General features: G+C 70.1%; 7 protein-coding genes. 2 read left to right on the top strand and 5 right to left on the bottom strand.

All coding sequences use genetic code 11. From position 1 onward, the window contains the following. Positions 1-229: 229 nt before the first annotated feature. From KZC51_RS17550 to KZC51_RS17530, 5 genes are all read right to left on the bottom strand, one after another. On the bottom strand, positions 230-1,159 hold the full coding sequence (locus KZC51_RS17550) for a sensor histidine kinase (protein WP_247631290.1): 930 nt from the start codon (positions 1,157-1,159) through the stop codon (positions 230-232). Then, positions 1,156-1,881 (bottom strand): response regulator transcription factor, encoded by a 726-nt coding sequence (locus KZC51_RS17545; protein ID WP_247631289.1) that lies wholly within the window; start codon positions 1,879-1,881, stop codon positions 1,156-1,158. Before KZC51_RS17545 ends, KZC51_RS17550 begins: the two co-directional genes overlap by 4 nt. Continuing rightward, positions 1,881-2,417: a DUF3060 domain-containing protein gene (locus tag KZC51_RS17540; protein WP_247631288.1), complete on the bottom strand. Its 537-nt coding sequence runs from the start codon at positions 2,415-2,417 to the stop codon at positions 1,881-1,883. Before KZC51_RS17540 ends, KZC51_RS17545 begins: the two co-directional genes overlap by 1 nt. 18 nt (positions 2,418-2,435) lie before the next feature. Then, the gene (locus KZC51_RS17535) at positions 2,436-3,644 is read right to left on the bottom strand and encodes an OmpA family protein (RefSeq protein ID WP_247631287.1); all 1,209 of its coding nucleotides are present in this window, start codon (positions 3,642-3,644) and stop codon (positions 2,436-2,438) included. Positions 3,645-3,712: 68 nt separating this feature from the next. Further along, entirely contained in the window at positions 3,713-4,495 is a 783-nt protein-coding gene (locus KZC51_RS17530; protein ID WP_372491807.1) for an IclR family transcriptional regulator, read from the bottom strand. A 58-nt stretch (positions 4,496-4,553) separates the two neighbouring features. Between KZC51_RS17530 and hutH the strand changes: the two genes are divergently transcribed. Beyond that, on the top strand, positions 4,554-6,095 hold the full coding sequence (hutH, locus tag KZC51_RS17525) for a histidine ammonia-lyase (protein WP_247631285.1): 1,542 nt from the start codon (positions 4,554-4,556) through the stop codon (positions 6,093-6,095). Then, positions 6,088-7,767 (top strand): urocanate hydratase, encoded by a 1,680-nt coding sequence (gene hutU, locus KZC51_RS17520; RefSeq protein WP_247631284.1) that lies wholly within the window; start codon positions 6,088-6,090, stop codon positions 7,765-7,767. Before hutH ends, hutU begins: the two co-directional genes overlap by 8 nt. Positions 7,768-7,790 lie beyond the last annotated feature (23 nt).

Below are 7,790 nucleotides of genomic sequence, written 5' to 3'. Positions count from 1 at the left end.
CCTCACAGCGCCGATGGTACTGCAGGGGGGACCCTGTGGGAGAGTAGGACACCGCCGGACTTCTTTTAAGCAAATGGCCACCCATCGATGGGTGGCCATTTTGCGTTTTACACGAAATACAACGAGACCGATGAAGAGCCATCCCTGGCGGGGTGGCTCTTCGTCGTTAAGGGCGATGCATCGTTGAGATGATCCGTCGTCGAGGCGGTTCGTCGCCACGGCCGCTGCGTCAGTGACGGATCGGCAGCCGCAGCGTGAGCACAGTGCCGGCGCCTTCGGCAGAGCGGACCGACACTTCGCCGCCATGATGCCGCATCACGGTGGCGACCAGGGTCAGCCCGATGCCGGAACCGCTCACATCACGCGCGTTCTGGGCGCGCGCGAGCTCGTCGAACACCGTCGGCAGATCCCCCGCGGGAATCCCTCGTCCGGCATCCGCCACATCGATGACCGCCCAGCCGTCCTGCTCGCGCAGTCTCACCTCGATGGGCCCCTGCGTGGAGTACTTCGCGGCGTTCGCCAGCACGTTGTCGACCGCGAGAGACAGCAGATCCAGGTCCGCGGTCAGCGGTGGCACCGGCCACGGCACCCGGGTGACGGTGAGCGTCATCCGTGCGCCCGCCGCCGGGTTCTGGATCGACAGAGCGTTGATGGCTTCGGTGAGCAGCTGTTCGAGGTCGACCATCTCACGTTCCAGAGGGCGGGTCTCCAGCTCCGCCAGCTTGCGGAGGTCTCGCACCAGAGTGCTCAACTTGGCCGCCTGCGCGTCGATGACGCGCCACTCGGCGAGAGCAGAGTCTCCCTGCGCGGCCGCCGCGGTCGCGCGGATCGCGGTGAGCGGATTCTTCAGCTCGTGGTCGAGACGCGCGAGGAACCGCTGATGATTGGTGCGCTCCTGCAGCGTCGCCTGCGTCACTGCCTCGGTCACCGCCTTCTGCATCCGAGCGCGCCCCCGACGTCTCGCTCCGTGCGCGATCAGCAGGCCCGCCGGGATGGCCGAGACGAGGGCGCCCGCGATGAGCACGGCGCCGGGGAGCGCGAGGTCGATCGCGAGAAGACGCTGATCGCCCGCTGCGGCCATGGCGCCGGCGGCGATCGCGCACAGACCCACCGGCACAGCCGTCACGACTCCGAGCGCGATGCCGCGCCGGTCGGTCATGCGGACACCACACGCGGCACGAAGAGGTAGCCCATGCTCTGTGCGGTCTCGATCAGTCGTGCCTCCCCGGCAGAGTCACCCAGCACGCGCCGCAGCTCCGCGATCCTATGGTCGACCGCGCGGCTCGATGAGGCGAAGTCGAAACCCCACAGTGCGGACAGCAGCCGCTCGCGGGAGTGCACCTCCTGCGGATGCAGCATGAGGTACTCGAGCAGTGTCAGCGCCTTCGGGGTCAGCGTGAGCTCGATGTCGCCCCGCCAGACGCGACGGGCCGTGCGGTCCAGCGTGATGTCCAGTGCGCGAAGGCGCTGCGCGCCTCTCAGTGAGCCGGCCCCCTGAGAGCTGCGGCGCAGGACAGCGCGGATCCGCGAGATCAGCTCGTGCGGATCGAAGGGTTTGTTCAGATAGTCGTCCGCACCCTCGTCGAGCGCGGCACTGCGCTCCCAGGACTCGCCGACCTGAGTCAGCAGGATGATCGGCAGCCAGAGCTGCCGGTTCCGGATCCGTCGGACGAACTCGCGGCCATCCACATGCGGCATGACCACGTCGCACACGACCAGGTCGGGGACGTCCCGTTCCACTTCGGCGAGGCCGGCGCGCCCGTCTTCGGCGATGCGCACGTCGAACCCGCTCCGCCCGAGGAACGCAGCCAGCGCGCCGGTGATGGCCTCGTCATCGTCGACCAGAAGAATGCGCGGGCGGTCGGATCGTTCGGCGATCATCAGCCGCGCCCGAGGGAGTTCGCGCTTCCGCTGTCCTTCAGCACCGGCGTCGCTCCCGACCAGATGATCTGATTCGCGCTCCCGGAGATGGTCACCGTGCCGATGGTCCCGGCGAAGACGACCGTGCCCGAGCCGCGCAGCTGCAGCCGGTCGACGTCGTCGGCGATCACGGCGCCGGCATCGATGTCGATCACGAGGTCCGCGCACGCGCCCTCGACACGGATGATCGAACCATCCTGATCGAGCGGTCCGTCGGGGCAGGTCATCGTGATCGTGGCGGCGGCGGTGAGCCGCTCTCGCTCGGCCGCGTTCGGTGCAGAGAGTCCCGATGACGCCGCGTCGTCGTCCCCCTGCTGCTCACGCGCGGACGGGCGGGGTGTGGCGTCGCTCTGCGGAGCGGGATCGCCATCCTGAGCCCGTGGCGAACGGTCATTCCCCGCGGCAGGATCGACGATGCTCACCGTGCATCCGGTGAGCAGCATCACCGCGACCGCGAGGGGAGTCATCGCGGCGATGTGCCGGCGTGCAGCGCGCATGTCATCCATCCTCTCGCGTCAGAGCGTCGCCGGGATGAAGATCTCGACACGACGGTTGAGCTGACGCCCTGCGGGGTTGTCGACGCCGTCGATCTCGTTGGCGGCCACGGGGCGGGACTCGCCGAAGCCCTCGGCGGTCAGGGCGGTGCGTACTCCGCGGTCCATGAGGCCGTCGACCACGGCATCCGCACGGCGCTCCGACAGCGCCTGGTTCTCGGCGTCTGATCCGATGGCGTCCGTGTGACCGGAGACCGATGCCTGGGCGACATCGAGCTCCGTGAGCACGTCGGCGACGGCATCCAACGTCGTGGCGGCGTCGTCGCGGATGTCGCTCTTGTCGAAGTCGAACAGCACGCCGTCCTCGAATGTGAGGGTGGTGCCGCAGGACTCGAGTGGGGCGAGGGCGCCGAGCGGCGGGAACACCCCGAGCGTGGGCACGACCGGCAGCGGCTCGGCCGCCACCCGTTCGCCGTTCACCTGTGCGGTGCCGTCGCCGAAGTTCTGGATGGTGATGTCGCCGCTGGTGTAGGTGCCCGAGCCGTCTCCGAAGTTCTGGATGGTCACCGCTCCCGCGTCGTAGTTGCCCGATCCGTCGCCGAAGTTCTGGATCGTGACCTCGCCGTCGGTGTAGTTTCCCGATCCGTCGCCGAAGATCTGCACGGTCTTGGTGCCGTCGGTGTAGTTACCCGACCCGTCCCCGAAGTTCTGGATCGTGACCTCGCCGTCGGTGTAGTTGCCCGATCCGTCGCCGAAGTTCTGGATCGTGACGCCGTTGATCGTGGAGATACCCGACCCGTCGCCGAAGTTCTGCACGGTCCCGTCTGGCCCGGTGAAGGCTCCGGAGCCGTCGCCGTACAGCAGCGCGGTGCCGTTGCCGGAGATCACGGTGCCGTTCGCATCGCAGTGCGCCGGGGTCGCCGTGACGCCGGGGATGTCGTCGAGCGCGTCGTTGACCTCGATCGCGAACGCGGAGGCCGAGGAGTCGAGCAGCGACAGGTCGGGCAGCACGAACAGCGGAACCGGAGGGAACTGTCCGACGTCGTAACCGGGCACCGTTTCGACCGTGGACGCGGGCGCAGCGGGGAGCGTCGGAGCGGTGCTCGGCTTCGGCGCGGCGGTCGGCGTCGCGGCGCAACCGGTGACGACGAGGGCGGACAGGATCCCGATCGCGACGCCCTGGCGGCGACGGCGAGCGGCAGACGAGTCGGTACGTGCGGCGGTGGTCATGAATCGAGCGTATCCAGCCGTTGTGGCGACGGTGTCGCGGCGTTGTCGCAAGCCTGCGACATCCGCCCTCACCGCTTCACCCGCGACTCCAGCACTCCGGCGGTCTCGATCACGGCATCCGCCAGCGCCCGTTCCTGGAGTCCTTCGCCGCCCCAGGTGACCGCCACCGCGGCGACCGGCCACCCGGGGTGATCGCGAACCACGGCACCGACCGACCGGAGCCCGTCGGCGACCTCGCTGTCTTCGACCGCGTAGCCCCGTGCACGCACCTCGCGCAGGAGCTCGCGCAGTTCGGCGGGGCGTCGCGGTCCGAGCCCGGTGCGATCGGGGAACGCCGACGCACTCGGGTACAGCGCGCGCACCTGCTCGCGGGGGAGGGCGGCCAGCATCGCCCGGCCGCTCGCGGTGAGATGGGCGGGCAGTCGCACACCGACATCCGTCACCAGGGCAGGACGCCGGGGCGCGCGCTCCTCCACGATGTAGAGCACGTCGCCCCCGCTCATCACGGCGAGGTGGGCGCTCTCACCGAGGCGGTCGGACAGGGCGGCGATCAGCGGCCTGCCCAGCCGGGCCAGCGGCTGCTGGCGACTGTAGCCGCCGGCCAGCTCGAACGCCGAGGTGCCCAGGCCCCACCGCTGCTCCTCGCGGAAGTGCAGCACGAAGCCGTGCGCCGAGAGCGTGGTGAGCAGGTGGTAGACCGTGGAGCGCGGCAGACCGAGCTCGCGCGCGATCGCGGATGCCGCCACCGGTGCCGGACGACCCGCCAGGTAGCTGAGGATGCGCAGCGTGTTCTCGGCCGCCGGCACCTGCGGTTCTGCGCCCCGTGAGGGTGCGGTGCTGTCTGGGATCACAGACACAGGATGTCACGATCCGCTGTCGCCGTCGACACCGCGGGTGTGGAATCAGAACATGACTGATCTTGCCCCTGTTCTCGTCGGCGCCGCGCCCCTCGCGCCCGCGGATGTCGTCGCCGTCGCACGGTTGGGCGCGCCGGTCGTCATCGACCCCGCGGCCCTCGTCCGAGTCGCCGAGACCCGCAGCGTGATCGATGGCCTCGCTGCCGACCCGCATCCGCACTACGGCGTCTCGACCGGCTTCGGTGCGCTGGCGACCACCTTCATCGCGCCGGATCGCCGGATGCAGCTGCAGGCCAGCCTGATCCGGTCGCACGCGGCCGGCACCGGTCCCGAGATCGAGCGCGAGGTCACGCGCGGGCTGCAGCTGCTGCGCCTCCAGACCCTCACCTCCGGGCGCACGGGCGTACGGCCGATCGTCGTCGAGACCTACGCTGCGATGCTCAACGCCGGCATCACCCCGATCGTGCGCGAGTACGGTTCGCTCGGATGCTCCGGCGACCTCGCTCCGCTCGCCCACATCGCGCTCGCGGCGATGGGCGAAGGGGACGTCCGCAACGCAGACGGCGCACTCCGGAGTGCCGCTGATGCGCTGCGCGCCGCCGGTATCGAGCCGCTCACACTCGTCGAGAAGGAGGGCCTCGCCCTCATCAACGGCACCGATGGGATGCTCGGCACGCTGGTGCTCGCGCTGCACGACCTGCAGGAGCTGCTCCTCACCGCCGACATCGCCGCGGCCATGTCGATCGAGTCGCAGCTCGGCACCGACGCCGTGTTCGCGGCCGATCTGATGGCGCTGCGTCCGCAGACCGGACAGACGGAGTCCGCGGCGAACCTCCGAGCCTTCCTGGGTGACTCCCCGATGGTCGCCAGCCACAAGGGGCCGGATGACGGGCGCGTGCAAGACGCCTATTCGCTGCGCTGCTCACCGCAGGTGCACGGCGCCGCGCGCGACACCATGGCCCACGCCGCCATGATCGCCGGCCGTGAGCTCGCCAGCGTGATCGACAACCCGGTCATCACGCTCGACGGCCGGATCGAGTCCAACGGCAACTTCCATGGCGCGCCGGTGGCCGCGGTGCTCGACTTCCTCGCGATCTCGGTGGCTGATGTCGCGTCGGTCTCGGAGCGCCGCACGGACCGCGCCCTCGACCCCGCGCGCAGGCACGGGTTGCCGCCGTTCCTCGCCGATGAGGTGGGTGTCGACTCCGGACTCATGATCGCGCAGTACGCCTCCGCCGGCATCGTCTCCGAGCTCAAGCGCCTCGCCGTACCGGCATCCGTCGACTCGATCCCCTCTTCGGCGATGCAGGAGGATCACGTCTCGATGGGCTGGGCGGCCGCGCGCAAGCTGCGCCGCGCGATCGACGGCCTCGGCCGGGTGCTCGCGATCGAGATCCTCACCGGCGCACGCGCCCTCGATCTGCGCGCGCCGCTGCAGGCCGGTCCCGCCACCGGCGCCGTGCGCGACCTCGTGCGTACCGTGGCCGCCGGCCCCGGTCCTGACCGTTTCCTCTCGCCCGAGATGGAAGCTGTCACCGAACTCGTCCAGTCGGGCGCCGTCGCCCGCATCGCAAAGGAGCACACCCATGGTTGAGTCCGCCGCAGCTGAGTCCCCCGCAACCGGTCCTCGCGTCGTCCGCGCCGCGCGCGGCAACCAGCGCACCGCCAAGAGCTGGGGCGCCGAGGCCGCCAAGCGCATGCTGATGAACAACCTCGATCCCGAGGTCGCCGAGCACCCCGAAGACCTGGTCGTCTACGGCGGCACGGGCAAGGCCGCACGCAGCTGGGAAGCGTACGACGCGATCGTGCGCACGCTCGACGAGCTCGAGCCGGACGAGACGCTCCTGGTGCAGTCCGGCAAGCCGGTCGGCGTGTTCCGCACGCACGAGTGGGCACCGCGCGTGCTGATCGCCAACTCCAACCTGGTCGGCGACTGGGCGACGTGGCCCGAGTTCCGCAAGCTCGAAGAGCTCGGTCTCATCATGTACGGGCAGATGACTGCCGGGTCCTGGATCTACATCGGCACCCAGGGCATCCTGCAGGGCACCTACGAGACCTTCGCCGCGGTGGCGCGGTCGCTCGGCCGTGACTCTCTGCGCGGCACCCTCACCCTCACCGGTGGCGCCGGCGGCATGGGCGGCGCGCAGCCTCTGGCGGTGACGCTCAACGACGGGGCGGTGCTGATCGTCGATGTCGACGAATCGCGGCTGGCGCGTCGCGTGGAGCACGGCTATCTCGACGAGTACACGACCGATCTCGACGCCGCCGTGGCCCGCGTGGTCGCGGCCAAGGATGCCGGCGAGGCGCTCTCGGTGGGCGTGGTCGGCAATGCCGCCGAGGTCTTTCCCGAGCTGCGGCGTCGCGGCGTGCCGATCGACGTCGTGACCGATCAGACCAGCGCGCACGACCCGCTGGCGTATCTGCCGGTCGGCATCACGGTCGCGGACTGGAAGGCCGAGGCGGAGCGCGACCCGGAGGAGTTCACCCGCCGGGCCCGCGAGTCGATGGCTGCGCACGTCGCCGCGATGGTGGCGTTCCAGGATGCCGGAGCCGCGGTGTTCGACTACGGCAACTCGATCCGTCGCGAGGCCGAGCTGGGCGGCTTCGACCGGGCGTTCGAGTTCCCGGGCTTCGTGCCGGCGTACATCCGCCCGCAGTTCGAGGAGGGACGCGGACCGTTCCGCTGGGCCGCGCTGTCGGGCGACCCCGAGGACATCTACAAGACCGACCGTGCGATCGCCGAGCTGTTCCCCGAGGACGCCGCGCTGCATCGCTGGCTCGAGAAGGCCGGCGAGAAGGTGCACTTCGAGGGGCTGCCCGCACGCATCTGCTGGCTCGGCTACAAGGAGCGGCACCTCGCCGGGCTCAAGTTCAACGAGATGGTGGCGTCGGGCGAGCTGTCGGCGCCCATCGTGATCGGTCGGGACCACTTGGACTCCGGTTCGGTCGCCTCGCCGTACCGCGAGACCGAGGCCATGAAGGACGGCTCCGATGCGATCGCCGACTGGCCGCTGCTGAATGCCCTGCTGAACACGGCATCCGGTGCGTCGTGGGTCTCGCTGCACCACGGCGGCGGCGTCGGGATCGGCCGCTCGATCCATGCCGGCCAGGTCACGGTCGCCGACGGCTCCGCGCTCGCAGCCGAGAAGCTCGAGCGCGTGCTCACGAACGACCCCGGCACCGGCGTCATGCGCCACGTCGACGCCGGATACGAGCACGCTCGGGAGGTCGCGCGCGATCGCGGCCTCACGATCCCGATGCTCTGACACACTCGATACAGCGGTGAGGG

The organism is Microbacterium croceum (assembly GCF_023091245.1).
Classification (GTDB): Bacteria; Actinomycetota; Actinomycetes; order Actinomycetales; family Microbacteriaceae; genus Microbacterium; species Microbacterium croceum.
This window is presented reverse-complemented; position numbering and strand designations above follow the sequence as displayed.

Bases quoted from the DNA above. Each gene is read 5' to 3' on its own strand.
- KZC51_RS17550 (WP_247631290.1), bottom strand. From the start codon at position 1,159: ATGACCGACCGGCGCGGCATCGCGCTCGGAGTCGTGACGGCTGTGCCG.
- KZC51_RS17545 (WP_247631289.1), bottom strand. From the start codon at position 1,881: ATGATCGCCGAACGATCCGACCGCCCGCGCATTCTTCTGGTCGACGAT.
- KZC51_RS17540 (WP_247631288.1), bottom strand. From the start codon at position 2,417: ATGCGCGCTGCACGCCGGCACATCGCCGCGATGACTCCCCTCGCGGTC.
- KZC51_RS17535 (WP_247631287.1), bottom strand. From the start codon at position 3,644: ATGACCACCGCCGCACGTACCGACTCGTCTGCCGCTCGCCGTCGCCGC.
- hutH (WP_247631285.1), top strand. From the start codon at position 4,554: ATGACTGATCTTGCCCCTGTTCTCGTCGGCGCCGCGCCCCTCGCGCCC.
- hutU (WP_247631284.1), top strand. From the start codon at position 6,088: ATGGTTGAGTCCGCCGCAGCTGAGTCCCCCGCAACCGGTCCTCGCGTC.